Origin of the sequence: Oceanobacillus kimchii X50 (genome assembly GCF_000340475.1) — a bacterium.
In the GTDB taxonomy this organism is placed as follows: Bacteria; Bacillota; Bacilli; order Bacillales; family Amphibacillaceae; genus Oceanobacillus; species Oceanobacillus kimchii.
In genome coordinates this window covers 1,518,005-1,543,580 of the sequence record NZ_CM001792.1, presented here as the reverse complement: position 1 = coordinate 1,543,580, position 25,576 = coordinate 1,518,005, and the positions used below count along the sequence as shown (strand labels likewise).

Annotated in this window: 27 protein-coding genes; 3 read left to right on the top strand and 24 right to left on the bottom strand. The window is 35.7% G+C overall.

Translation table 11 applies throughout. The features are described 5' to 3' along the window. Positions 1-37: 37 nt before the first annotated feature. Positions 38-259 (top strand): DUF1128 domain-containing protein, encoded by a 222-nt coding sequence (locus tag C794_RS08150; RefSeq protein ID WP_017796641.1) that lies wholly within the window; start codon positions 38-40, stop codon positions 257-259. A 45-nt stretch (positions 260-304) separates the two neighbouring features. Here the strand turns inward: C794_RS08150 and rnc are convergent, their stop codons facing one another. The 9 genes from rnc to sdaAB form a co-directional block, all read right to left on the bottom strand. Further along, positions 305-991: a ribonuclease III gene (gene rnc, locus C794_RS08145; protein ID WP_017796640.1), complete on the bottom strand. Its 687-nt coding sequence runs from the start codon at positions 989-991 to the stop codon at positions 305-307. A gap of 313 nt (positions 992-1,304) precedes the next feature. Next, positions 1,305-1,538, bottom strand: coding sequence for an acyl carrier protein (gene acpP / locus C794_RS08140; protein WP_017796639.1), 234 nt, complete (start codon positions 1,536-1,538; stop codon positions 1,305-1,307). Between the two features lie 71 nt (positions 1,539-1,609). Further along, positions 1,610-2,350: a 3-oxoacyl-[acyl-carrier-protein] reductase gene (gene fabG / locus C794_RS08135; protein WP_017796638.1), complete on the bottom strand. Its 741-nt coding sequence runs from the start codon at positions 2,348-2,350 to the stop codon at positions 1,610-1,612. Next, positions 2,351-3,289, bottom strand: a complete 939-nt coding sequence (fabD, locus tag C794_RS08130; protein ID WP_017796637.1) for an ACP S-malonyltransferase — start codon at positions 3,287-3,289, stop codon at positions 2,351-2,353. A 2-nt stretch (positions 3,290-3,291) separates the two neighbouring features. Beyond that, entirely contained in the window at positions 3,292-4,290 is a 999-nt protein-coding gene (gene plsX, locus C794_RS08125) for a phosphate acyltransferase PlsX (protein WP_017796636.1), read from the bottom strand. 1 nt (position 4,291) lies between these two features. Continuing rightward, complete coding sequence (gene fapR, locus C794_RS08120) at positions 4,292-4,867, bottom strand: transcription factor FapR (RefSeq protein ID WP_026133763.1); 576 nt, start codon at positions 4,865-4,867, stop codon at positions 4,292-4,294. An 84-nt stretch (positions 4,868-4,951) separates the two neighbouring features. Then, positions 4,952-6,982, bottom strand: a complete 2,031-nt coding sequence (gene recG, locus C794_RS08115; RefSeq protein WP_017796634.1) for an ATP-dependent DNA helicase RecG — start codon at positions 6,980-6,982, stop codon at positions 4,952-4,954. A 16-nt stretch (positions 6,983-6,998) separates the two neighbouring features. Beyond that, positions 6,999-7,874 carry an L-serine ammonia-lyase, iron-sulfur-dependent, subunit alpha gene (gene sdaAA / locus C794_RS08110; protein ID WP_017796633.1) on the bottom strand — a complete coding sequence of 292 codons (876 nt, stop codon included), beginning with the start codon at positions 7,872-7,874 and terminating at the stop codon, positions 6,999-7,001. A gap of 35 nt (positions 7,875-7,909) precedes the next feature. After that, positions 7,910-8,572: an L-serine ammonia-lyase, iron-sulfur-dependent subunit beta gene (gene sdaAB / locus C794_RS08105; protein ID WP_017796632.1), complete on the bottom strand. Its 663-nt coding sequence runs from the start codon at positions 8,570-8,572 to the stop codon at positions 7,910-7,912. A gap of 214 nt (positions 8,573-8,786) precedes the next feature. Here sdaAB and C794_RS08100 point away from each other — a divergent pair, with 214 nt between their 5' ends. Then, positions 8,787-10,043, top strand: a complete 1,257-nt coding sequence (locus C794_RS08100; protein WP_017796631.1) for an NCS2 family permease — start codon at positions 8,787-8,789, stop codon at positions 10,041-10,043. A 104-nt stretch (positions 10,044-10,147) separates the two neighbouring features. Here the strand turns inward: C794_RS08100 and C794_RS08095 are convergent, their stop codons facing one another. After that, positions 10,148-11,806, bottom strand: a complete 1,659-nt coding sequence (locus C794_RS08095; protein WP_017796630.1) for a DAK2 domain-containing protein — start codon at positions 11,804-11,806, stop codon at positions 10,148-10,150. A gap of 28 nt (positions 11,807-11,834) precedes the next feature. Further along, positions 11,835-12,197, bottom strand: a complete 363-nt coding sequence (locus tag C794_RS08090; protein ID WP_017796629.1) for an Asp23/Gls24 family envelope stress response protein — start codon at positions 12,195-12,197, stop codon at positions 11,835-11,837. A gap of 505 nt (positions 12,198-12,702) precedes the next feature. On the opposite strand from C794_RS08090, the gene rpmB reads away from it, so the two are divergent. Further along, entirely contained in the window at positions 12,703-12,891 is a 189-nt protein-coding gene (rpmB, locus tag C794_RS08085; RefSeq protein WP_010649390.1) for a 50S ribosomal protein L28, read from the top strand. Positions 12,892-13,072: 181 nt separating this feature from the next. Here the strand turns inward: rpmB and spoVM are convergent, their stop codons facing one another. The 13 genes from spoVM to remA all read right to left on the bottom strand — a co-directional run bounded on the left by spoVM (position 13,073) and on the right by remA (position 25,543). After that, a complete protein-coding gene (spoVM, locus tag C794_RS19795) occupies positions 13,073-13,156 on the bottom strand; it encodes a stage V sporulation protein SpoVM (protein ID WP_011065914.1) in 84 nt (27 codons plus the stop codon). A gap of 42 nt (positions 13,157-13,198) precedes the next feature. After that, positions 13,199-13,849 (bottom strand): thiamine diphosphokinase, encoded by a 651-nt coding sequence (locus tag C794_RS08075; RefSeq protein WP_017796628.1) that lies wholly within the window; start codon positions 13,847-13,849, stop codon positions 13,199-13,201. Then, the gene (gene rpe, locus C794_RS08070) at positions 13,849-14,505 is read right to left on the bottom strand and encodes a ribulose-phosphate 3-epimerase (protein ID WP_017796627.1); all 657 of its coding nucleotides are present in this window, start codon (positions 14,503-14,505) and stop codon (positions 13,849-13,851) included. The genes C794_RS08075 and rpe overlap by 1 nt, the downstream gene beginning before the upstream one ends. Position 14,506: 1 nt before the next feature. After that, positions 14,507-15,388 carry a ribosome small subunit-dependent GTPase A gene (gene rsgA, locus C794_RS08065; RefSeq protein WP_017796626.1) on the bottom strand — a complete coding sequence of 294 codons (882 nt, stop codon included), beginning with the start codon at positions 15,386-15,388 and terminating at the stop codon, positions 14,507-14,509. Then, positions 15,389-17,449, bottom strand: a complete 2,061-nt coding sequence (gene pknB, locus C794_RS08060) for a Stk1 family PASTA domain-containing Ser/Thr kinase (protein ID WP_017796625.1) — start codon at positions 17,447-17,449, stop codon at positions 15,389-15,391. It abuts the gene before it with no gap. After that, entirely contained in the window at positions 17,442-18,206 is a 765-nt protein-coding gene (locus tag C794_RS08055; RefSeq protein WP_017796624.1) for a Stp1/IreP family PP2C-type Ser/Thr phosphatase, read from the bottom strand. Before C794_RS08055 ends, pknB begins: the two co-directional genes overlap by 8 nt. Before the next feature lie 95 nt (positions 18,207-18,301). Then, positions 18,302-19,648 carry a 16S rRNA (cytosine(967)-C(5))-methyltransferase RsmB gene (gene rsmB / locus C794_RS08050; protein WP_017796623.1) on the bottom strand — a complete coding sequence of 449 codons (1,347 nt, stop codon included), beginning with the start codon at positions 19,646-19,648 and terminating at the stop codon, positions 18,302-18,304. Positions 19,649-19,650: 2 nt separating this feature from the next. Continuing rightward, the gene (gene fmt / locus C794_RS08045) at positions 19,651-20,592 is read right to left on the bottom strand and encodes a methionyl-tRNA formyltransferase (protein ID WP_017796622.1); all 942 of its coding nucleotides are present in this window, start codon (positions 20,590-20,592) and stop codon (positions 19,651-19,653) included. 31 nt (positions 20,593-20,623) lie between these two features. Then, a complete protein-coding gene (gene priA / locus C794_RS08040) occupies positions 20,624-23,032 on the bottom strand; it encodes a primosomal protein N' (protein WP_017796621.1) in 2,409 nt (802 codons plus the stop codon). After that, positions 23,029-24,237 carry a bifunctional phosphopantothenoylcysteine decarboxylase/phosphopantothenate--cysteine ligase CoaBC gene (coaBC, locus tag C794_RS08035; RefSeq protein ID WP_017796620.1) on the bottom strand — a complete coding sequence of 403 codons (1,209 nt, stop codon included), beginning with the start codon at positions 24,235-24,237 and terminating at the stop codon, positions 23,029-23,031. The genes priA and coaBC overlap by 4 nt, the downstream gene beginning before the upstream one ends. A gap of 209 nt (positions 24,238-24,446) precedes the next feature. Continuing rightward, on the bottom strand, positions 24,447-24,641 hold the full coding sequence (rpoZ, locus tag C794_RS08030; protein WP_017796619.1) for a DNA-directed RNA polymerase subunit omega: 195 nt from the start codon (positions 24,639-24,641) through the stop codon (positions 24,447-24,449). Continuing rightward, positions 24,638-25,258, bottom strand: a complete 621-nt coding sequence (gene gmk, locus C794_RS08025) for a guanylate kinase (protein ID WP_017796618.1) — start codon at positions 25,256-25,258, stop codon at positions 24,638-24,640. The genes rpoZ and gmk overlap by 4 nt, the downstream gene beginning before the upstream one ends. A 24-nt stretch (positions 25,259-25,282) precedes the next feature. Further along, positions 25,283-25,543 (bottom strand): extracellular matrix/biofilm regulator RemA, encoded by a 261-nt coding sequence (gene remA, locus C794_RS08020; RefSeq protein WP_011065902.1) that lies wholly within the window; start codon positions 25,541-25,543, stop codon positions 25,283-25,285. Positions 25,544-25,576 lie beyond the last annotated feature (33 nt).

The window sequence follows — 25,576 nt, the reverse complement described above, 5'->3', positions numbered from 1 at the left end:
ATAGAACAAAAAGGTAAGTATTTGAAGGAGGAAGATGATGAATCTAGATCAACCTAGCACTGAAAATATGAAATATATATTGGATACACTATCAGAGGAACTTCAAATTGTTAATCGATCTATTATGGAAGTGGAAGATTACAACCTTGATAAATATGAAGATCTAAAGATGATGTATGAAATGGTTAAAAGCAAGGGACAATTAAGCGCATTTGAAAAACAAGCATTTATTCAAGAACTATCAAGTATACGTAAATAATATACATAAAAATCTCAAGGATAACTTTTACCTTGAGATTTTTTATTAACTGTTATTGATAGCATCAAGCGCATTTTTGGCAGCTCGTTGCTCCGCTTCTTTTTTGGTACGACCAGTACCATTTCCAGCAGCTTTTTCTTGAATAACAACTTCCGCAACAAACTCTTTATTATGAGATGGTCCCTTTTCTTCGATGATTCTGTATTCAATTTTTTGATCTTTATGTTGCTGAACAAATTCTTGTAACTGACTTTTATAATCCATCGCATGCGAAAAAGCACCCGTTGTTAATTTAGGAAACACATGAATATTTAAGAAATCTAACACGTTGTCAAAGCCTTGATCTAAATAGAGCGCCCCAAGAAATGCTTCAAAAGCATCTGCTAAAATAGCAGGTCTTTCTCTTCCTCCAGTTTGCTGCTCTCCTTTGCCTAACCGCAGAAATTTACCAAATTCCAACTCTTCTGCAAAGTTTTTTAAGGAAGGCTCACATACAATTGCCGCTCGAAGCTTAGTCATTTCTCCTTCTGGCATATCTTTGTTATTACGATATAAATACTGTGATACTGCTAATTCCAAAACTGCGTCTCCTAAAAATTCTAGACGCTCATTATCCGATAGTCGTTGTTTCCGATGCTCATTCACATACGATGAATGGGTAAAGGCTTCCTTTAACAATGCTTTTTGTTTAAAAGAGATACCTAAGTGCTCCTCTAATGGACGTATATCCATTTAGACACCTCCTAATTAATAAAATAAAACTTACATAAGTGACGAATTTGTTTTCTTCTAGTCGGAAACTTAGAGCTTTAGCTAGGTGGTCCCAAAAACTTTTACATTAAAAGATAAAAGGTTGAGACAACAAGAGAATTTAAATAAAGGTAAACTAAAACATAACTTTTAAAGAATACTTCGCTTTTCTTTAGAGAAGACATGTCCCTCCTCTAAGGATTAACGTATATTTCTTTCGTTATGCTATACGATTGTTCGCCTTTAAACTAAATCTCTTTATTATATCCCAACCTCTGAGTAAACAAATATTCACTTAAGCTTTGCTGTTTATGTAATCTACAGCATCACCTACTGTATTTATTTTTTCAGCATCCTCATCTGCGATTTCCATATCGAATTCATCTTCTAATTCCATAACAAGCTCCACCACATCTAGAGAATCTGCATCTAGATCTTCTTTAAAAGATGCTTCCATGGTTACTTTAGCTTCTTCCACATCAAGGCGATCAATTATAATTTCTTTTACTCGATCAAATACGTCTGCCACTTCCTTCACCCCCTTTCAAAGATTATACATATACCTCATACTATAGCTAAAACTTTAGCTATGTCATTGTATTACATCACCATACCACCGTCAATATGAATGGTTTGACCAGTAATATAATTGGCATCTTCTGTTGCTAAGAAACGAACAACTCTTGCTACATCTTCCGGTTTACCAAAGCGTTCTAATGGCACAAGATTTAAGAGTGAATCTTGTTGTTCTTCACTTAATCGATCAGTCATATCCGTAGAAATAAATCCTGGAGCTACTGCATTCACTAAAATATTTCGAGACGCTAATTCTTTTGCTGTTGTTTTTGTTAATCCAATTACTCCTGCTTTTGCAGCAACATAATTTGCTTGTCCTGGATTCCCACTCACTCCTACTATAGAAGCTACATTTATAATTCTGCCAGACTTTTGTTTCATCATTTGACGCGTTACTGCCTTTGTACATAAAAACGTACCTTTTAAGTTTGTTTGTACTACTTGATCGAATTCATCTTCTTTCATCCGCATCAAAAGATTATCTTTTGTGATTCCAGCATTGTTCACAAGAATATCAATAGAACCCAATTCGTTGGTAACAGACTTCATCATTTCCTTTACTTCTGATTCGTTTGAGATATCTGTCTGAACTTTGAAAGAACGGACACCAAAACTTATTGCTTCTTGAACTACCTCTTCTGCTTTAGCTTCACTTCCTGCATAATTCACCACTACATTTGCACCTTGTTTTGCAAGTTCCAGTGCAATAGATCTACCTATGCCTCGAGAAGCTCCTGTTACAATCGCATTTTTTCCTTGTAGCATTTATGCATCCTCCTCATACCATTCCATAAATTTATCGAGTGATGCCTGATCTTGAATTGCAAATGTAGGCATTCTACGATTAATTTTTTTCACTAAACCCGATAATACTTTCCCTGTCCCAACTTCTACAAAAGCATCTACACCGTTTTCAATCATTTGATTTATTGACTCTTCAAATCTAACTGGTGAATATAGTTGTTTTAACAGTAACCCTTTTAATTCTCCACTACTTGAAGTAGCACTTGCTGATACATTTGCATATACTGGTGGTTTTGCATCACTTATTTCCACTTTATCTAAATAAGTAGCAAATTCATCATTTGCTGCTTTCATTAGCTTAGAATGAAATGGTCCACTTACATTTAAGGGAAGTACTCGTTTTGCCCCTTTATCTTTTAAGAGAATAGTTGCCTGTTCTACACCTTCAATAGATCCAGAAATAACAACTTGTCCAGGACAATTTAAGTTAGCAATATCAACCACTTGATCTGTAATTTCTAATAAAGCAGCTTCAATTGTAGTTGCATCAAGACCTAGTACTGCAGCCATCGTTCCCTGTCCTTTTGGAAATGCTGCTTCCATTAAACGACCTCTAATTTGAACCAATGACAAGGCATCTTGCCAAGTAAATGCCCCTGAAGCAACTAGTGCACTATATTCTCCTAAACTATGCCCAACTGTCATTACAGGAGTTACACCGCGATCCTCAAGTAACTTTTGAATAGCTACACTCGTAAGTAATAGAGCTGGTTGTGCATTTTCTGTCTGAGTTAACTCATTTTCAGGACCTTCAAACATTAATTGTTGAATATCTTTACCTAATATTTGGTTTGCTTCTAAATAAAGTTCTTGGAGCTTTGGATTTGCATCGTATAATTCCTTACCCATCCCGACAGTTTGTGATCCTTGGCCAGGAAACATGAATGCTACTTTTTTCAAATTTATTCCTCCTCTACATTCCCAATAGATTCAATTGTAGTTGCTATCGTTGGTGTTACATTAAATTCCACCATATGTTTTGCTTGCTTAATAGCATTATAGATTGCTCTTGCATTGGAAGAACCATGTGCTTTAATTACCGGAGCAGCAAGTCCAAATAAGCCCGCGCCTCCATATTCAGAGTAATCAAGCTTATCTTTTAGTCCTCCCAAATCCTTCTTCACTAATGCGGCAGCTAATTTTGTTTTGGTAGAAGACATTAACGTTCCTTTTAAGAGGGTGAAAATTGTTTCCGCTGTTCCTTCAATCGTTTTTAGCGCAATATTTCCGCTAAATCCATCGGTTACTACTACATCAGCAACGCCGCTTAAAATATCTCTCGATTCTACATTCCCCACAAAATTAATTGGTGCAGATTGCAATAATTCAAATGCTTTCTTTGTAAGTTCATTACCTTTACCGTCTTCTGTTCCTACATTTAGAAGCCCTACTCTTGGCTGTTGGATCTTTCTTACCTTTTCAGAATAAATGGAGCCCATAATTGCGTATTGCAATAAGTGATCTGGTTTAGCTTCTACATTTGCTCCGACATCAAGCATTAAAAACCCTTTACCGTCAACCGTTGGTAATGTTGGACTAAGAGCTGGTCGATCGATACCAGGAATTCTTCCAACTACAAATAGCCCTGCGCTCATTAAGGCCCCAGTATTCCCAGCAGATATACACGCCTCAGCTTCTTTTTCTTTAACTGCATTTGCCATTAATACTAGCGAAGCATTTTTCTTTCTCCGAACTGCACGGACTGGCTCATCTTCACTCGTAATTACTTCTTCTGTATGTACAATTGTAATATTTTTATCATTTGTTAGATGGGGAGTAATTTGATCTTTATCACCATATAAAGTGATTTCAACATCTAATTCCTTTACAGCATCCATTGCACCAAGAACAATTTCTTTTGGCGCATGGTCTCCACCCATCGCATCTATCGCTAAGCGCATGTTAAATTTCTCCTTTTTCATTACTAGAATGGAACATAAAAAATTCACCTGTAAATACAAGTTCATTTTCTACGTAGCTATTCACTTCTACAATTGTCCGATCTCGAGTGTCTTTTCCTTTTACGATAGCTTTTGCAATAACACGTTCACCTTCATTTACCTGTCTCGTAAATTTAAGATTTGATTTTGCTGTTAAAGCAAGTTCATCATTGATAACAGCGACTGCAAGTGAATTTGCTTGGGCAAATAAATGATGTCCACGAGCTATTTTATTTCTAGAAAATACTAAATCTGGCGTAATATCCATAATCGATATAGCACGTTCATCTAGCTCTAAATCAATCACTTCTCCAATGACTTCCTCTAAAGGCAAAGCCTTAACTGTTTCATTCCATTGATTGGTGGCCACGTGTTTTATTCTCTCTCTTAGCTCTGGAATAGCTAATTCCATCCGATCCAGACGAATCGTCTGAATGCTTACTTGGAATTCTTTTGCTAATTGCTCATCCGTTACAAAAGGAGTTAATTCTATTTTTTCTTTAAGCATATTCTGACGTTCAACTTTCGATCTTTTCATCTGCATCAACTATCTTTCATTCAAATTTAAGACTTGGTACTAATAGTAATATATAATAGCCAGCTTATTTATGCAAGCTATCTATTAATCCAATTTTTCCATTCGATCTATTTCTTCTTCTAAAAGGGAACGAATATCTTGATAACTTTTCTCCTCTAAAAGGTCATTTTCAATAATTATCGATGCATCCTCCCTCGCCGTCTCTAGCGCTCGATAATCGTGCACCATATCAGCTACTTTAAACTCCGGCATACCACTTTGTTTTTTCCCAAAAAAATCCCCAGGCCCTCGTAACTGTAAATCCTGTTCTGACAACTCGAATCCATCTGTAGTCTCTGTCATAATTCGCATACGTTCTTTTCCAATTTCTCCTTTTGGTTCAGCAATAAGAATACAATAACTTTGTTTCTCTCCACGGCCTACTCTTCCTCTTAATTGGTGTAGTTGCGACAATCCAAAACGCTCTGCATCATAAATAATCATTATTGTCGCATTCGGAACATTCACACCCACTTCGACTACCGTTGTAGAGACAAGTACTTGAGTTTTATTTTCCGCGAATTGACGCATAACTTCTTCTTTTTCATTTGTGGCTAATCGCCCATGCATTAATCCAATTTGAACATCTCCAGAGTAATAAGCTTCGAGCTGATGATATAATTCTACTGCGTTCTGTATATCTAGTTTATCTGATTCTTCAATGAGCGGACTTATTACATATGCTTGCTCGCCTTCATCCACACGCTTTCTCACAAAGTCTAATATACGATCAAAGGTATTGGCTTTAACCCATAACGTTTCTATTTCTTTTCGTCCTGAAGGAAGTTGATCAATTACTGATACATCCATATCACCAAAAGCTGTTATTGCGAGTGTTCTAGGAATTGGCGTGGCTGTCATAAATAAAACATCTGGGTATAAACCTTTGTCGCGTAACACCCGCCTTTGTTCTACACCGAAACGATGCTGCTCATCTACAATTACTAATCCTAAGTTTTTAAAAAAAACATCGTCTTGAATTAATGCATGTGTACCTATAACAATATCTATCTTTTGATTTTCAATTTTTTCAGTCAGTTCTTTTCTCTTTTTTCCTTTTACAGAACCAGTTAATAGAGCAATTTTAGCTCTAACTCCAAACATTTGCTGAAGGGATTGAAAATGTTGCTCTGCTAATATTTCTGTAGGCACCATCAACGCCCCTTGTTGACCAGATGTCACGGATGCGTACAAACAAATTGCAGCAACAGCCGTTTTTCCTGAACCAACATCCCCTTGAAGCAAACGATTCATCCGATATGGATCTTTCATATCATTTAATATTTGCTTAAGCGCTCGATTTTGTGCGTGGGTCAATTCGAACGGAAAGCTCTTTATAAAAGATATCAATTTCTCATGATCAAAATCTTGACGATTACCAGTTGTAGATTCACGCTGTTTCTTACGAAATAGTTGCATTTTTAATTGAAAAAGCAAAAATTCTTCATATATAAATCTCCTTCTGGCATGCTTCAACTCCACACGATTTTTTGGAAAATGCATTGTTTTAACCGCATTCTCACGACTGGGTAATTTGTATTGATCTAAATACTTAGCCGGGAGTATTTCTTTAATTTCTGTTAGAGAATCTTCTAATGTACGATGGATAAGTTTTTGAAGTTTATATGATGTAAAATCACCTTTAACGGAATAAATTGGTTTAATAGAGCTTTTTTCTTCCATTCTTCCTAATTGATAGTTACTGACCGTTATTTGCAGACGGTGCGCATCCCATTTCCCAGTTAAGGTAATCCAACTTTGCTGTGTTATTTGTTTTTTAGCAAATGAACGATTAAACATGACAGCTTTTACAGCTACACCATCAACTTCTACGGTAAAGGAAAGTCTAGATTTTTTTCTACCATAAAAAGTAAGGGAAGGGTCATGGACCACTTTCCCTTCTATCGTTACTTTATCATCATGAATTAACTCATGTAGCGGTTTTTTTTCGAAAATATCGTATCGATACGGAAAATATTCCAACATATCTTTTACAGTAAAAATATTCATCGTCGCTAATTGCTCGGCAACTTTTTCTCCAATTCCTTTTACTTCTGTTACAGGTTTTTGTACCACTTAAATCACACTCTCTTTACACGGATACCCCAAATATTTTCTCTTTTAATAAACGACCAGTTGGTGTATCAGCTAACCCACCTTCTCCCGTTTCACGTAAACTAGATGGCATTTGTTTTCCAATACGGTACATCGCTCCAATAACCTCATCACAAGGAATTCTACTTTCTACACCTGCTAAAGCTAAATCAGCAGATACTATTGCTAATGAAGATCCGCCTGCATTACGTTTAACACAAGGAACTTCTACCAGACCTGCTACAGGGTCGCAAACTAATCCCAGCATGTTTTTTAATGTCATTGCAAATGCATGTGAAGATTGTTCTGGTGTTCCTCCAGCCATTTCGACTATAGCAGCAGATGCCATCGCACCAGCTGAACCTACTTCTGCTTGACAGCCTCCAGCTGCGCCCGAAATAAATGCATTATTTGCTACAACAAAACCAAATGCTCCCGAGGTAAATAAATAACGGATCATTTCCTCGCGACTAGGATTGAGCTGTTCTTTTACCGCAAATAGTGTACCTGGCACACACCCTGCACTACCTGCAGTTGGTGTCGCACAAATTATTCCCATTGCCGCATTCACTTCATTGGTTCCCATTGCCTTACTTACCGCATCCATCATTAAATTTCCAGATAAAGGTGTTTTTTCTTTCATATATTTTTGTACTTTAACAGCGTCTCCACCTGTTAATCCTGTTACAGATTCTACACCTTTTAACGCATCATCAATCGCATTTTCCATAACTTGGAGATTCTTTTCCATTTCAGCCATGACTTGGTCTCTCGATTGTTCTTTTACTTCCATCTCTTGCAAAATCATTACTTCTGATATCGGTATTTGTTTTTCGTTTGCTATATCAACTAATTCTTTAACTGTTCGAAACATCGTCAAACCCTCCTTTGAAATCCATTCATCCAAACTTAACTTACAATTTTTGAAATTGAAATAATATGATCTGCTGCTTTTAATTCTTTTAGTATTGGATCTTCTATATTTTGATCGACTTCAATTACCATTAAAGCTTCTTTTCCAATATCTTTCCGGTTAACTTCCATATGTCCAATGTTTATTTCGTGTTTTGCAAGTATCCTTGTAACTGAAGCGATTGCACCAAATCGATCATTATGCATAATTAAAATTGCAGGATGATTTCCAGACAATCGCAATTCAAAACCATTTAATTCAGTAATTTCAACTTTTCCTCCACCAATTGAAATTCCCATTAGTTCTTGTTGGTCATTTTCATCACCAATTATAAGACGAGCAGTATTGGGATGATCTGCTGAAGCACTATCTTCTATAAATTCGATATCTAACCCTTGATCTTTTGCAATTTTTAACGCGTCATTCATACGAGGATCATCTGTTTCAAATCCTAATAATCCTCCGGCTAATGCAAAATCAGTTCCATGACCACGATACGTTTTTGCAAAAGATTCATATAGATGAATTTTCGCCCATTTTGGCTGTTTTCCAAAAAGGTTCCTCGCAGCTTTCCCTATTCGAGCAGCACCTGCCGTATGTGAACTAGATGGCCCAACCATAACCGGGCCGATTATATCAAACACTGAATTATATTTCATGTGTTGTCACCGCCTATTTTTACTTTATTAAGCTCTTCTTACATCAACATTATAACAAAAATCCCTATATTATTCATGAATCAAAACGAACATACTTTCTAATACTAAGGTAAATTTGACTTTCCTTCTTTCTGTCACTATAATATTTCTTTGTGGATAAAGCATATGGTCTTTATCGGGCGGGAGAGGGACAGCATGATTGCAGAGGTTTATTATGGAGCAACATGATTTATTAAGAAAGGAAATCATTGCTGGAGTAATTGGCTTTTTTACAACTGTTTATATCGTTATTGTGAATGGGTCTATCTTAAGTGAGGCAGGAGTTTCTTTAGAAACTGGAATGATTGCTACAATCATGGCCAGTTTTGTTGGAACGATGATAATGGGGATATTTGGTAAACTTCCTCTTATACTTATTCCTGGAATGGGTATAAATGCATTATTTGCATATTCTATTATCGGTAATAACAACTTCTCATTTCAAGAAGGCTTAGCCGTTGTTTGGATTGCCGGTCTTATATTTGTCATTACCGCATTTACTCGTTTAGGGAGTATCCTAAAGGAAGCAATTCCCGACTCATTAAAACATGCTATTACTGTCGGATTAGGATTTTTCTTAATTCTTATCGGTTTAGAAAAAAGCGGGATTGTCATTAGTGGAGATAGCACCGTAATTGCGATTGGAGATTTTACATCACCTACAGTGATTACTGGTTTAGTTACCTTATTTATTGCTATTTTCCTGTTTGTTAAAAATGTTCCAGCTAATTTTTTAATAACAATGGTAATCGGTACTGTGATTGCGTTAGTAACTGGCGTTGAAACGAGACAGGCTAGTTCGATTAATTTCCAACTAAGCGAATTGGTGTTTATACCTTCTTTTCAAGCTATTGGAGATATATCCTTCTGGCTGGCTATATTTACGCTATCACTAATTCTTATATTTGAGAATATGGGGATATTAAACGGTCAACTCGATATGTTGGATAAACAAAAAGGGTATAAAAAAGCATTTCGAATTACAGCAACATCTTCACTGACATCTGCTTTGTTTGGAACATCTCCAACGGTCTCGAGTGCTGAGAATGCTGCGGTAATTGCATCAGGAGGAAAAACAGGGACAGCGGCAATCACTGCAGGAATATTGTTCCTGGCTACGATTATATTCATCCCTTGGATATCTTTAGTTCCTAATACAGCAATTAGTCCTATTTTGATTATTGTCGGCTTTCTTATGGCACAGAATATAAAGCATTTACCTTTACAGCAACTTGCAGATTGTATTCCAGCTCTGTTAATTGTTGTCATGATACCTTTTACTTATAGTATTGGGGATGGAATGGCTTTTGGGTTTATTGCTTACCCGATTGTAAAATGGGCTTTAGGTAAAAAAGAAGAAATTTCAAAACCATTGCTAATTATTTCAGGATTATTTTTCTTGGAGTTTGCATTAAAAGTAATAGGTATTTAATTATAAAAATAAGCTGCTGTATGTATCAGCAGCTTATTTTATTATTAACACAAATTCATAATAAAAACAGGTGAAGGATATTTCCCATCGCCTGTTTTTAAATATTATTCTACAGAAAAGATATAAGAGTATATAGGTTGTTTTCCATCATGAATCTCTACTTCAAGATCGTAGGTATCTTCAATGAAAGCTGTTAATTTCTCAACTTCTGCTTCATCAACATCTTCTCCATAAAGAATAGTTAATAATTCATCTTCTTCTGTTACCAATTTTTCTATTAATGATTTTGCTGACTCTAACTGATCTTTGTTTGTGTTCACAATTTTTCCTTCATTAAGCCCCATGAAGCTACCTTTTTCTATCGTCAAACCATCAATTTTTGTATCTCTAACTGCATACGTAATTTGCCCTGTTTTTACTTGTAGACTAGCTTCTTCCATCACTGCTTTGTTTTCATCAATATCTACTTCCGGATGGAATGATAATACCGCACTAATTCCTTGAGGAATTGTTTTTGTTGGGACTACACGGACATTTACATCAGCAATTTCTGCTGCTTGTTCTGCTGCCATTAATATATTTTTATTATTTGGTAAAACAATTACATTTTTAGCATTAGTTTGATTAATTGCCTCATTTATATCTTGCGTACTTGGGTTCATCGTTTGTCCACCTTCAATAACTACCGCTACACCAAGACTCTCAAATAATGTTTTTAACCCACTACCCATTGCGACCGTTACAATAGCAAATTCTATTTTTTCTTTTGGCTTTTCTTTTTTCTTATCACCAACAATGGCAGTATGCTGTTCACGCATGTTTTCAATTTTCATATTGATCAAACTACCATATCGTTGCCCTAAGTTCATACAAGTCCCTGGTGTTTCAGAGTGAACGTGTACCTTTACGATTTCATCATCTGAAACAACGAGTAATGAATCACCTAACTCACTAAGTTCATTACGGAAGTCATCTTCGTTAAATGGATTTTGCTTTAGTTTATCGTCTTCAAACTTAACCATAAACTCTGTACAATATCCATAAATTATTTCAGACGTATCCATAAAGTCTTGTGTGACTTTATGATGTTCCGCATTTACCATTTCATCCATATTCACATTAGAAGCATCATCTTCTGGAAGTTCCTCACCCTTTAATGAAGCTAAGAACCCTTCATAAATCGTTACTAGTCCTTGTCCACCTGAATCTACGACACCAACTTCTTTTAAAACAGGTAATAAATCTGGTGTACGTTTTAATGACGCTTTAGCTTCTTTTAATACTTCTTCCATAAACTCGATGATATCCGTATATTGATCTGCAATATCCATTGCTTTCTCTCCAGAATCTTTTGCTACTGTTAGAATCGTACCTTCTACCGGTTTCATAACTGCTTTATACGCAGTTGCAACTCCACCGTCAAACGCTTTCGCTAAATCTTTAACAGATAATGTTTCTTTGGTTTCCATTCCTTTCGCAAAGCCACGAAAAATTTGCGATAATATAACTCCAGAATTTCCGCGCGCACCCATCAGTAATCCTTTTGCAAATGCATTAGCAATATCAGATGCATGATTGGTTTCTTGTTTTTTTACTTCATTAGCGCCAGAAGTTATCGACAAATTCATATTCGTGCCCGTATCTCCATCTGGTACAGGAAATACATTTAAAGCATCTATTTTCTTAGCGTTATTTGAAAGATGATGTGCTCCGGAAAGCACCATTTGTGATAACATTGTGCCATCTATTTTTTCAATCGCCACTCTATTTCCTCCTCATAAACTGTAGCAATTAATCTTTCGCTACACGAACTCCTTGAATAAAAATATTGACAGAGTCAATTGATAATCCCAATGATTGGCTTAATGTATATTTCACCTGTGACTGCACATTATTAGCAACTTCAGAAATTTTTGTTCCATAACTCACAATTATATACATGTCAATATGTAACTTATCTTTTTCTTGACGGACAACTATTCCACGTGAATAATTTTCTTTACGTAACATTTCAGCAATTCCGTCTTTTATTTGACTTTTTGAAGCCATTCCTACGATTCCATAACATTCAACTGCCGTTCCCCCAGCAATTGTTGCTATTACATCAGTTGTAATCGTTATTTGGCCGTCATTTGTGTTTAATTCAATGGACATTGATAGTTCCTCCTTTATAGTTATCTATAAATCCGTGCTTTCATATAGAAGTTGGTAGTCTACACCCTATAAATGGTTAAGCTAAAAATCAATTAATTTTAGTTGTTTACTTGTTATTTCTACATTGTCTTAACTAGAATTGGAGGCAATTTATACCTATTCTCTAGCGATATATTTCGATTTTTCTTATCATTCGACATTATTAAAGATAAATACATATAATAACGATAGACAGTTGAATAAATTATACTACAACGTTAATAAATTTAAAAGCAAGTACTAAGATTAAGTATAAGTGCTTACAAAATTTCCCCTTTATACAATGGACGAAATACCTTAATCTGTCAAGTCTTTTTTCTTTATCCCATAATTTGGTTACCCCATATTCCGGATAACTAGAGTAAGTTAAATCCCTATCTGTGAAAGATTCAATTGCATTATTAGGTTACATATGGTAAATTAAATTAGTAATACTGAGACAGTTATAGAGTAAGGAGGGAATAACATGGCTAGAAAATGTGTTGTAACTGGACGTCAAACTCGTAGTGGTAACCAACGCTCTCACGCTATGAATTCCAACAAGCGTAATTGGAAAGCTAATGTACAAAAAGTACGTATCATGGTAGACGGTAAACCGAAAAAAGTTTATGTATCCGCTCGCGCCCTAAAATCAGGTAAGGTTGAGCGCGTCTAATATACAATGATAATCGTATGATCAAAAAACCTTATGCCCCAAAGGCATAAGGTTTTTTATGTGGATTTCTTGAAGTACGTTCAACTAATATTCCTTAGAGGTAGAACACCCACACGGAATGAAGTTGCACTTTTATGAAAAAAAATGCTTCTGCCATCAATGACAAAAGCCTGTTTACTTATCACTTATCTTTTTTAAAAATACCTATGACAACCTTCACAAATCCACCAACAAACTTAGGAAGCTTAATCGTATAAAATTTCATGAATAAGGACCCCTCCTGTTTTACCATCCAGTATCTATAAGGTTACTGGATCGTATCACAACTCTTTATTAGTAATAGTATGCCTGCCCGAAAAGAAAAAGTACCTTTTTTTTGACTAAGCTTGTTTGAAATACATAAAGAGGATCCCCATTCAATTGTTTGTTCTGTTAAAGGATATTCAAAACCTTCTAAAGTCAATCCTTCTACTTTATTTGTAAAAGCAATAAAAGATATGTAGGTATAGCCATGACTTTCGATAGTATATTCTCCTGATTCTATCATTTGAATCTGGTTGGTTTTATCAACAATTCTTCCCTCAACATCGTTTTGAAGCAACTGATATAATAATTGAATATTCATCAGCTCATGATCGAGTCTGCCACCAGTAACACCAAATAGTAATATACGATCCACCTGCTGTTCACTAGCTATTTGAATGGCAATTTCTAGATCAGTATAGTTTTTTTCGGGAGAATAAGTCAATACGTCCTTGGCATGTTTATTTATCGTTTGTCTTTCTTCGTTAGAAACTGAGTCAAAATCGCCAAGTGCAATATCCATATGAATATTAGACTGCGCCAAATAAAGTGCTCCACGATCTGCACCTATCCATGAATCTATTTCATGATTATATTGAGTTAGATCGGGAAGCATATTTTTTGGGCCATTACCAATTATGCCAATGGTTTTCATTAACCTCTAGCCTTTTCTCTTAACGTTTCGATTGCTTTTTGTCGATCTTCCTTATTAAATATTGCACTCCCAGCTACTAATACATCTGCACCACTAGCTGTACATATCCCAGCTGTTTTTTCATTCACTCCACCATCCACTTCGATTTCATAGGATAGTTTATACTCTTTTCGCCAATCTGCTAATTGTTTTATTTTTGAAGTTGTCTCTTGTATAAATGATTGCCCACCAAAACCAGGATTAACTGTCATTATTAATATAAGATCTACTTCTGTAAGAATCGGTTTAATCGTTTCTACTGGTGTTGCTGGATTAATAACCACCCCTGGTTTTACACCGTATGAACGAATTAATTGTAGAGTGCGATGTAGATGCAGGCATGCTTCCTGATGTACAGTAATAATAGATGCACCTGCTTCTGCAAACGAAGAAATATATGCGTCTGGATTTTTAATCATTAGGTGGACATCTAAAGGTAAGTTCGTGATTGGTCTGATTGCTTCTACAACTAAAGGACCAATTGTTATATTAGGAACGAAATGTCCATCCATCACATCAACATGGATGTAATCTGCACCTGCATCTTCCACTTCCTTAATTTCTTCTCCTAGTTTTGCAAAATCCGCTGATAATATTGATGGTGCTATTTTTGTCATACTAATACCTCGGCTTTCTTGTCTGTATTTCTTCTAAGAAACGTAAATAATGTTTGTAACGGAAAACGGCTATTTCCTCATTTTCTACAGCTTCTTTCACCGCACACTTCGGCTCTTTATCATGCATACACCCTCTAAATTTACATAAATGCATTCGTGCACTGAATTCAGGAAAACTATCAGCTAATTCCTCGGCTTCAATCTCGCGAAACTCTAATACGCTAAAACCTGGTGTGTCAGCAATTAGACCATTCCCTATCTTCATTAATTCGACATGTCGAGTAGTGTGTTTACCTCTACCTAGACTTTTAGAGATTTCAGCAGTTTCTAATAATAAAGAAGGATCTAACACATTGATTAAGGATGATTTTCCTACTCCTGATTGTCCTGCAAAAACAGATACTTTTCCATCAAAATAAGGTTCTAATTCAGGCAATAGATCCTGATTCTTAGAAGAAACTAATTCTACTCGATATCCAATTTGTTCATATTGGTGTTTATATGCCTTGATGTTTTCAAGCTGATCTTCGTTTAATAAATCTACTTTTGTGATTAATATTATCGGTTCAATGTGTTTGGATTCAATTAATACTAGAAATCGATCCAGCAGTAACGTACTAAAATCAGGATCAACCGCAGAACTTACAATAATTGCTTGATCGATATTAGCAATTGGAGGTCGAATTAATTCATTCGACCTCTCTTTGATTTCCATTATATACCCTTCATTACCATCTTTTGGCTCAAATTCAACATAATCACCAACTAAAGGGGTTATTTTTTTATTTCGAAATAACCCTCTCCCTTTACACACGTATTGTTGATTATCTGATTGTACATAATAAAAGCCACTCAGTGCTTTTATAATCCTTCCTTCAGCCATCTAATCTTCTTCTCCTTCATAAGAAACACTTCTTTCTCTTATTACCTCGTCATCCCTTGTAACTTTATACTCTGCCTCTGAATCTGGCGGAACCATTAAGGTAAAGGTGAATTCTTCCTCCTCTGTAATCGATCTTTCTTCGTAAACATCCGAAATGTCATTATTGGCATCCCCAATATACACTCGAACTATTTGTTCTACTGGCGGCTCTCCCTCATTACCTTCTTCATTCTCCGAACCTCCATCTTCCTGAGGCTCATAATTTACTGTGAAAGAAACCGTATGCGAACGAGGAGGTATTTCTTCTGGACCCATTGAAAAATATACATCAACGCTTGAGCCCTTCTCTAAATCCGTTCCAGAAGGTGGATCTTGCCTTATTACTCTACCTTCATCCACGTTGTCAGAGTATTCTTCATGAGAATTCATCGTTAATTCATTGCGATCGATATAATCCTGTACTTCTTCTTTTGTCATACCAGTTAAATTATTTAAACTAACCAGTTCTGGTCCAGAGCTAATCTCAAAAATTACCTTTGTTTCTCCAGGAACTACTTCACTACCCGCTTCTGGTTGTATTTGAGAAATAATTTCACCTACTGGCTCATCAGATGTTTTTTCATAAGAGGTAATATCGGTAAATCCTTCTTCTTCTAGTAGCTCTTTTACTTGCTCAAAATCTTGCCCTTCATAATCTTCAAATTCCACTCTTTCTTGCCCTTGACTTACAAAGATGGTAACGGATGAACCTTCTTTGACTGTTCTTCCGGCATTCGGGTCAGTACGTACAACAAGTCCATTTTCAATTTCATCTGAGAATACTTCCTCTTCTTCTACTTCTAAATTGTTCTCTTCAAGTATCTGTTTTGCCTCTTCAGAATCCATCTCAATTACGTCCGGCATAGGAATATCCTTCGGTTGTGTTGCAAATACAGTAATACCAGTTATCAATAGTGCTAGAAGTAGAATCGAAAATACAATCCAAAATACTTTTTTCTTTTTTGATTTTGGTTTTTTATTCTTGGATTTCGCCTTTTCTTTTTTCACTTTTACTTTTTTCTTCTTTTTATTATCTTTAGAGTGAGTTTCTTCTGGATAATTTTTCGTACTCTGATTTGCCGAATGGATAATGGTATCCTCATTATTATCGACTACACTATCTTGATCAGTAATGATTGGAATCGCTTTTGTTTCATCACCAACTTCATCTGGTAATGTAAATGGTTCCTCATCCAATCGACTTGGATCCAACGCAGTTTCTAATGCTTCTTCTAATTCATAAATACTATTATATCGATGAAATGGATCTTTTGCCGTTGCCTGTAGCACAATATTTTCCACACTTTGTGGGATAGAAGGATTCGCTTTTTTCACAGACGGTGTATTATTCTGCAAATGTTTAAGTGCGATAGACACAGGTGATTGTCCCGAAAAAGGTAACTTTCCCGTTAATAATTCATATAAAACAATCCCCATTGAATAAATATCAGATTTTTTCGTTGCCATTCCCCCGCGTGCTTGTTCAGGAGAAAGGTAATGTACAGAACCTAAAATAGAATTAGTTTGGGTCAAAGCAGTAGCACTTAACGCCATTGCAATGCCAAAATCGGTAACTTTGGCTTGTCCAATACTGTTAATTAAGATATTTTGTGGTTTTATATCACGATGAACAATTTCATTTGCATGTGCATGAGCTATTGCTGATGTTAATTGCTTCATAATATCTAATGCCTCTGGCACATCAATTGGCCCATGTTGATGTATGTATTCTTTTAACGTCATTCCATCTACATATTCCATCACCATATACAATAGTTGATCTTCTTCGCCAACATCAAATATATTTACTATATTAGGATGAGATAAGCTCGTTGCTGATTGCGCTTCACGATCAAATCGAGCGATAAACTCTTGATCATGTATATATTCCATGCGAAGGGCTTTCACAGCAACATCGCGTTCTAAAATCGTATCTCTAGCAAGATAGACATTAGCCATGCCGCCTCCGCCAATTTTCTTTATTATCTTATACCGTTCATTTAGCAGTTCTCCTTTATTCAACAGGATCACCTGCCTCCACAGAATTATCAGCATGGACAATTAATATCAGAGAAATATTATCTTCTCCTCCCCGATTATTTGCTAACTGAATCAGTTCACTACCAATTGCTTCAATATCCTTAGTAGAATCTGTAAAGTCCGCAAGTTCGTGTTCAGTTACCTTATCCGATAACCCATCCGAGCATAATAATAATCGATCATTTTTTTGCCATGTTAACGTTTTTAAATCTACATTAACCTGATTATCCGTTCCTAACGCACGCAAAATCACATTTTTACGAGGGTGTATTTCAGCATCATCTTCAGATATTTGTCCGATACGAACTAATTCATTTACAAAAGAATGATCCTCAGTTACTTGTTGGAAGCCATCTTCGTTTAGTAGATAACAGCGACTATCTCCAACATGAGCAATTGTTACGTATTCCTCTAAAGCAACAGCAATGACTACTGTCGTCCCCATTCCTTCACAACGCTTATCTTCCTGTGACTTTTGAAAGATATGTTGGTTTGATTGTTGAACTGCTTCTTTTAACCAAGCTTCCACTTGTTCTGGTCCTTCCAAGCGGTCGGTATCTAACCATTTTTGTTTAATACTTTCGGTTGCTAACTTACTAGCTACATCACCTGCTTGGTGACCGCCCATACCATCAGCAATAATTGCAATTAGTTGGTTACTCTTATTGTAAAATAATCCACCAGCATCTTCATTATGATTTCGTACCTTACCGCGATCCGTTAGAAAATGTCCTTCCACTTGTTCCCCCCCTATCTCCGATTTTATTTCATTATAATCATAATTAACTACCTTTACATCAAGTATTGCACAATTTTACCAATAACAAAACGAAATTATCGGATTTTTTTTAATCTCGTTAAGAAGAAACCATCTGTATGAAAATCTTGAGGGAATAATTGCAAGCCTTCTCCTGACCATCCAGGAGCATCTTGTAATTCTTTAGGTAATTCATCACGAAAGCTGAAATCAATGTAGATATCTTGGTGATTCTCAATGACTTGACGAACGACTTGATTATTTTCCTCTTTATCAACCGTACATGTACTATAAATTAATAGTCCATTTTCTTTTAATAATGGAATCACTTCGTTTAAGATATCTTGTTGAATTTTTGCTAAGCGTTGTATATCTTCTTTGGATTTCTCATATTTAATTTCAGGTTTTCCATTAATTACTCCTAACCCAGAACAAGGTGCATCGACAACAATGCGATCAAATGATTCCTTCTCATATTTACTTGCTAGTTTCCTTGCATCTCCTTTTTGTGCATGGATAGAAGTGAGATGCAACGTAGATGCTTTTTCATCAATTAATTTAATTTTTTTGGCATGTAAATCAAAAGCATGGATAATACCCTGATCTTGCATCTTCTCAGCTACATGTGTCACTTTTCCTCCAGGGGCACTACAACTATCCAATACATGCATTCCTGATTCCACTGCTAACATTTCCCCAACAAGCATAGAACTTTGATCTTGTATAGTGATTTTTCCTTCTTTTAAAAGGTTTGTTCTAAAAATATTACCTTTTTCAATAATAATCCCTTGGTTAGAAAATATAGAGGGGCGAGACTCAATACCTGATTCTTTCAACTCTTGCATTACTTCTTCTCTACAAGTTCGCAAAGGTTGGATACGGATGGAAAGTGGATGATGTTCTAAATTATTTCTACACATCTTCGCAGTAGTTTCCATACCATACATTTCCGCCCACCGTTTTACTAACCATTCTGGATGACTCGTCTCAATCGCTATACGTTCTATTGGATCTTTAATATCTGTTAAAGATGGTACTCCCTGGCGTTGTAAACTACGTAATACTCCGTTCACAAAAGATGCTATTCCTTGATGACCACGCTGTTTTGCAATTTCCACAGACTCATGAATTACCGCATGGTCAGGAACTTTTTCTAAATAAATCATTTGATAAAATGACATTCTTAATAAGGGTTGAACCCAAACATCTAACTTTTTCTTTGATTTAATAAATTTAGATAAATAATAATCCAATGTCATCTGATGCTGTAAACTTCCATACACTACTTCTGTAAGTAAACGTTCATCCTTTTCATTAAATTGTCGTTGTTTTAATTCATGGTTTAGAAGTAAATTACTAAAACCATGATCTTTTTCAATACGAATTAATATATCGAGCATCGTATTACGTAGTTGATACTTCATCTTTAATCACCTAATTTAACTCCTAATTTTATTCGATCTTGAGAACCTTTTAAATAATCTTCAACCAACATACGTTTTTTTCCAGCAGGTTGGATTTCACTGATTTTTACGATTGACTTATTACCACATTGTACATAGAACCCATTTGAATCTTTTTCAATAATCTCACCAATATTACCAGATTTGTTTAATGGGGACGTTTCTTCTCCCCACCATATTTTCATTACTTGCCCTTCATAGGTTGTAAACGCTACTGGCCATGGATGTAAGCCTCTGATATGATTTACGATTTCTTTAGCTGATTTTGACCAATCAATCCGTTCTTCTTCTCTTTTAATATTAGAAGCAAAAGTAACTAAGCTTTCATCCTGCTTCCTTGGTGTTATTTCATTATTAAATAATGAAGGAAGTGTTTCGATAAGTAGGTTAGCACCAGCTTGCGATAATTTATCATGCATCGTTCCGACATGATCATCTTGTTCAATCGGAACTTCAACCTGCGTCAAAATATCTCCTGCATCTAATTTTTCTGCCATATACATAATCGTAACGCCTGTCACGTCTTTCCCCTGCATAATTGCGTAATGGATTGGTGCACCGCCGCGTAATTCTGGGAGAAGTGAAGCATGTACATTAATACAACCATATGATGGACTTTCTAATATCTCTCTTGGCAATATTTGTCCATATGCTGCTGTTACTATTAAATCAGGTTTTAAATCTATAATCATTTTGAAATCGTCTCGTAGTTTTTCTGGTTGAAATACTTCTAAATTGTGTTTGATCGCTTCTTCTTTGACTGGTGGTGGTGTGATTACTTTTTTTCTACCTTTGGGACGATCGGGTTGGGTAACCACTAACACAATGTCATAATTTAATTCTAGTAACTTCTGCAATACTGGTACAGCAAAATCTGGGGTACCCATAAATACAATTCGTTTCATTACTTATACCTTCTTTCATTGTACGCTTTATTTACATCATATAATAAGGTTGCATATCAATTGTTAATTGTAATTGCTGTTTTCTAATTTCATCAGAAAAATGATCCTGTATATGACCAAGATATTCATGCAGATTTGGCTCATTTTTGTATTTTATCATGCATTGATAACGATATCTATCTTTGATCCTAGGTACAGGAGATGGGGTTGGCCCTAATACGGTTGTTCTTTTCTCCACAATATTGGAGAGCATCTGTACAATTTCCTGGGTAACTTGAATTGCTCTCGCATGATTTTCGTGGGCTACTGTAATTAGCCCTAAAAATACATAAGGTGGATATTGAAACGCCTTTCTCATCGCCATTTCTTTCCGATAAAAGTTATCATAATCATACTCAGATGCAAACTCAATACTATAATGTTCTGGAGTATACGTTTGAACTATTACTTCCCCTGGAAGTTCATGTCTCCCAGCTCTTCCACTAACCTGTGTTAGTAATTGGAAGGTTCGTTCAGATGATCGAAAGTCTGGGATATGCAACATAGAGTCTGCAGAAAGTACACCCACTAATGTTACATTAGCAAAATCAAGACCTTTAGCAATCATTTGTGTTCCTAATAATATATCTGCCTTTTTTTCGGAAAACTGTTTCAAGAGTTTTTCGTGGGAACCTTTTCTTCTTGTAGTATCGACATCCATCCTAATTACTCTAGCATCAGGTATCTGTTTTGCTAATTCTTCTTCTACTTTCTGTGTACCTGTACCAAAATATCGTATCAAATCACTTTCACACTCAGGGCAAATTTGTGGCACCGCTTGTTCATAAGAACAATAATGACATTTTAAACGTTGTGCATTTTTGTGGTATGTTAATGCGATATCGCAATGGGGACATTCACATACATGACCACAGTCTCTGCACATGACAAATGTAGAATATCCACGTCGATTTAATAGAAGTACAATTTGTTCTCCGCGACGTAACCTTTCATCTATTTGTTCCATTAATGGACGAGAAAACATGGATCGATTACCCGCATGTAATTCATTACGCATATCTACAATATCAACCTTGGGCATGGTTTGACGGTTGGTTCGTTCCTGTAATGTTAATAATGTGTATACATTTTTGGATGCTCTAGCAAAGGATTCAAGGGATGGAGTGGCACTCCCAAGTACAACCGGACATTGATGATACTCTGCCCTCTCTATCGCGACATCTCTTGCATGATAACGCGGTTGATCCTCTTGTTTATATGTTGTTTCATGCTCTTCATCTATAATAATAATTCCTAGATTTTCAAAAGGTGCAAATATCGCTGATCGAGCGCCTACTACTACTTGAACTTCTTGACCATGAATTTTTCTCCATTCATCGTACTTCTCTCCGGAAGATAATCCACTATGCATGACCGCTACTTTACTACCGAATCTCCCTTTAAATCTTTTTACCATTTGAGGGGTAAGAGAAATTTCCGGTACAAGCACAATAGCTTCTTTACCTTCTTCAATGACTTGTTGAATTGCTTGTAAATAGATCTCTGTTTTCCCACTACCAGTTACCCCATGTAATAAGAAAGTTTCACTGGTATGGTTTTCCATACTCTTTTTTATTGGTTCAATGGCTTGAGTTTGCTCCATTGTTAAAGATAGAGGAGAAGTAGCTTCGATAAATTGATCTTTGTATGGATCACGAAAAACTTCTTTTTGATAGGTTTGAACAATTCCCTTTTCTTCAATTGCCTTTAGTGTTTGTGCAGAAGCATTGGTTATTTGTAATAGATGTTTCTTTTCTACTTCACTTTGATGATCTGCAAGATAAGATAATAATTGCTTTTGTTTACTCGCATTCTTCGATAAACTCATTATCTCTTCTTCTAGCTGAATTGGAGGTTTTGAAGGGATTACCATCGTTTGATATTTCTTCGTGATTCTAGATTGTACATGATATGACACGGATAAATCACCAGAATCAATATGATTTTTAATTATTCTATATGAGATAGTTGATTTTCCAATCTCATCAAAGTCAATGGATTCACGTCCAGCAAATAATGCCTCAAGTTCATCTGGCAATTGCGCCTCTGTCTCTCTTACTAAATCTTTACTATACTGAGATTTTAAAACTTGTGGAAGCATCGTTTGTAGAACAGTAATGGATAGACTTAATGTTTTTTCAGAAACCCATTTACCTAAACTTAATAACTCTTCTGTTAAAACTGGACTTATATCCAAGACATCTATAATTTCTTTTACCTTTGATAACGAAGTATCATCTTTAACTCCTGTCACAAATCCCATAATTTTTCTTGGTCCAAAGGGTACAATTACCCTCATACCTTTTTGAATAACTCCCTGAAACTGCTCAGGAATAAGATAATCAAATGTCTGATTTGTTGAACTAGATGGTACATCCACGATAACACTAGCTATATTCAACGGTCATCATCCTTTAAGTCTCGGATAATCCATTCAAATAGTTTATAAGCTATATCTGTCTTTGTTGCTTGATGAATTGATTCTTGTTGTTTTTTCTTATTTATATACGTAACGATATTCGTGTCTCCCTCAAAGCCTGCACCATCTGAACTAATATCATTTACAACAATTGCATCTAGATTTTTATGATCTAATTTTCCTAATCCGTATTCAATCGGAGTATCTGTTTCAGCTGCAAATCCCACTAAAAATTGATGTTTCTTCTTTTCACCTAGTGTTGCTAATATATCTTTTGTTCTTTCCATTTCAATTGTGTAATTTCCGTCCTTTTTCTTCATTTTTCCTTGATGAATGAATTTAGGACGATAATCAGCAACTGCTGCAGATTTAATCACTATATCCTGTTGATCAAAATGATCTGTGATCACATCAAACATCTCTTCAGCAGAGGTTATATCGATTCGTCTAATATTGGGATGATTTATTTGTAAATTAACCGGACCTGAAACAAGTGTAACTTCCGCTCCTAGATTTGCCGCTGCCTCTGCCAAGGCGAATCCCATTTTTCCTGATGAACGATTAGAGAAAAAGCGAACAGGATCTACGATTTCTCGAGTAGGACCTGCAGAAATCAGGATTTTTTTCCCATGTAAATATTGTTGTTGTGAAACATGTCTTTGGATGACGGAAACAATCTCTTCAGGTTCTTCCAGTCTTCCTTTTCCGACATAACCACATGCTAAATAACCTGCACCAGGTTCAATAAAGTGATAACCCCAAGATTCAAGTTGTTTCATATTTTTAATCACGGCTGGATGAGCATACATATGTACATTCATTGCAGGCGCTATATAGACTTCCGCTTGTGTCGCTAACATCGTAGTTGAGAGCATATCATCTGCTTGTCCACTAGCCAGTTTACCAATAATATTTGCTGTAGCAGGAGCAATAATGGCAATATCTGCCCAATCTGCTATATCAATATGCGCTATTTTCTTTGGGTTTTTTTCATCAAATGTATCTGTATATACTGGATTTCTAGTTAATGCTTGAAAAGTAAGTGGTGAAACAAATTCACGAGCACTTTCTGTCATTATTACTCTGACCTCTGCACCTACTTGAGTTAGTTTACTTGCCAGACCACATGCTTTATATACAGCTATTCCACCAGAAACACCAAGTAAAATTTTCTTGTTTTTTAGCATGATTCTACCCCCTTCAACTATCCGATCATTCTAACTTATTTATAACATATTATGAGAACAATCGCTTTTGAAAAGTATTAACGATCTATCAGAACAAAGGCGAAGCGCCGGACGTGGCTGGTTCAGTTATTTAATTATCCACCACACACTAATTTTATAATTCCTATACAACAACGAAAAACCCTCCGCAGTGTGGCAGAGGGTTCATATTAATTCTCGATATATAATTTTCCTGCTTCAATCTCTTCAAGAGCCATACCAACAAACTTATGAGATTTTGACTTTTCAACCAATGGTTGTTTAGATTCACTCAGTTGTCTCGCTCTTCTTGCAGATAGTGTTACTAGGCTGTACTTGGATTTAATTCGTTTTTGTAAAGCATCAATAGAAGGTTCTAACATCATGATAACTCATCCTCCAATATCTTTTTATATTGTTTTGCAATTCGCTCTCGTTTCAAATGCTCACTTTTAATTATTGTTTTTACTTTATCTACCGCATGCTGTACTTCATCATTAACCACTACATAATCATAAGCATCCATCATCTCGATTTCGTTACGCGCTTCCTTTAATCGATTTAAAACCAATTCTTGAGATTCTGTTCCTCGACTTACAATGCGGTTTTTTAACTCATCAAGACTTGGTGGAAACAAGAATATAAACACGCCTTCTGGGAAATTTTCTTTTACTTGTAATGCACCTTGCACTTCTATTTCTAAGAATACATCTTGTCCTTTTTCTAACGTTTCTTCCACATAGTTACGAGGTGTTCCATAATAATTATTGACATATTGAGCATATTCTAAAAGCTGGCCATCCTTAATTAATTGCTCAAATTCTTCTTTTGTTTTATAAAAATAATCAACACCGTCTACTTCACCAGGTCGTCTATCTCTAGTTGTCATAGAAATAGAGTATTGTAAATCCGTTTCTTCTTCAAATAGTTTTTTTCTTACCGTCCCTTTTCCAACTCCGGATGGACCAGATAGAATAAATAAAATGCCTTTCTCTTTTATCAACTTATTTCCTCCTACTATGTGATTCTACTCATCTGAAATTTCATCATTACTAATTACTCGCTGACCAACAGTTTCTGGCTGAACAGCAGAAAGAACAACATGGTCACTGTCTGTAATAATAACTGCTCTTGTACGTCTACCATATGTAGCATCCACTAGTTTATTATTATCTCTAGCAACGGTTATAATACGTTTAATAGGTGCAGACTCCGGTGAAACAATTGAAATTATTCGATTGGCAGAAACAACGTTACCGAAACCAATATTTATTAGACTTAAATTCAACTTACTTCCCCCTCAATCATATTACAACTACTT

Coding starts and splice junctions, on each gene's coding strand:
- spoVM (WP_011065914.1), bottom strand. CDS start 13,156: ATGAAATTTTATACGATTAAGCTTCCTAAGTTTGTTGGTGGATTTGTG.
- sdaAA (WP_017796633.1), bottom strand. CDS start 7,874: ATGTTTCGAACAGTTAAAGAATTAGTTGATATAGCAAACGAAAAACAA.
- rnc (WP_017796640.1), bottom strand. CDS start 991: ATGGATATACGTCCATTAGAGGAGCACTTAGGTATCTCTTTTAAACAA.
- rpe (WP_017796627.1), bottom strand. CDS start 14,505: ATGACAAAAATAGCACCATCAATATTATCAGCGGATTTTGCAAAACTA.
- plsX (WP_017796636.1), bottom strand. CDS start 4,290: ATGCGCTTAGCGATAGATGCGATGGGTGGAGACCATGCGCCAAAAGAA.
- rpmB (WP_010649390.1), top strand. CDS start 12,703: ATGGCTAGAAAATGTGTTGTAACTGGACGTCAAACTCGTAGTGGTAAC.
- fabG (WP_017796638.1), bottom strand. CDS start 2,350: ATGCTACAAGGAAAAAATGCGATTGTAACAGGAGCTTCTCGAGGCATA.
- fapR (WP_026133763.1), bottom strand. CDS start 4,867: ATGAAAAGATCGAAAGTTGAACGTCAGAATATGCTTAAAGAAAAAATA.
- sdaAB (WP_017796632.1), bottom strand. CDS start 8,572: ATGAAATATAATTCAGTGTTTGATATAATCGGCCCGGTTATGGTTGGG.
- rsgA (WP_017796626.1), bottom strand. CDS start 15,388: ATGGCTGAAGGAAGGATTATAAAAGCACTGAGTGGCTTTTATTATGTA.
- C794_RS08075 (WP_017796628.1), bottom strand. CDS start 13,849: ATGAAAACCATTGGCATAATTGGTAATGGCCCAAAAAATATGCTTCCC.
- C794_RS08090 (WP_017796629.1), bottom strand. CDS start 12,197: ATGTCCATTGAATTAAACACAAATGACGGCCAAATAACGATTACAACT.
- C794_RS08100 (WP_017796631.1), top strand. CDS start 8,787: ATGGAGCAACATGATTTATTAAGAAAGGAAATCATTGCTGGAGTAATT.
- rpoZ (WP_017796619.1), bottom strand. CDS start 24,641: ATGATGTTAGAACCTTCTATTGATGCTTTACAAAAACGAATTAAATCC.
- C794_RS08150 (WP_017796641.1), top strand. CDS start 38: ATGAATCTAGATCAACCTAGCACTGAAAATATGAAATATATATTGGAT.
- fmt (WP_017796622.1), bottom strand. CDS start 20,592: ATGAAACGAATTGTATTTATGGGTACCCCAGATTTTGCTGTACCAGTA.
- coaBC (WP_017796620.1), bottom strand. CDS start 24,237: ATGCTAAAAAACAAGAAAATTTTACTTGGTGTTTCTGGTGGAATAGCT.
- rsmB (WP_017796623.1), bottom strand. CDS start 19,648: ATGAAGTATCAACTACGTAATACGATGCTCGATATATTAATTCGTATT.